Below are 358 nucleotides of genomic sequence, written 5' to 3'. Positions count from 1 at the left end.
CTGGAAAAGCAGATGCTCCTCTACGCCGATATTTTGACTTTCATCGCCCAACGGAGCCAGCACAGAAGCGCCGTACTAAACATGGGCAAGATCGAAGGTGTCGATATCCCTCAACAGTACGAATCAACCGATCGATTCGCTTTATCCGGGCGCGCAGAAGCCATCGCTCGACGATCCGTACTGAACGCTTGGAACGCCTGCAACAAAGCCGACGAGGACACGGTAAGAAAACAGATCCTCCAAGCAAAAATCCCCAAAGTGTGCGACGCGGGAATGAAGGCATACGCCGAAATCGACGCTGCGCGAGTCGAGGCTGAGAGGCAAGACGGATTGCTGCGAGATGCCATCCGGATCGCAT

The 358-nt window shown here is 54.5% G+C and carries 1 protein-coding gene; it reads left to right on the top strand.

Annotated elements, in window-relative coordinates:
* Positions 1-12: 12 nt before the first annotated feature.
* The coding region (locus tag QN345_RS19910; RefSeq protein ID WP_323509225.1) for a hypothetical protein at positions 13-358 on the top strand (346 nt) is incomplete at its 3' end.

Source organism: Cryobacterium sp. 10I1 (assembly GCF_035019805.1).
Lineage (GTDB): Bacteria > Actinomycetota > Actinomycetes > Actinomycetales > Microbacteriaceae > Cryobacterium > Cryobacterium glucosi.
This window is presented reverse-complemented; position numbering and strand designations above follow the sequence as displayed.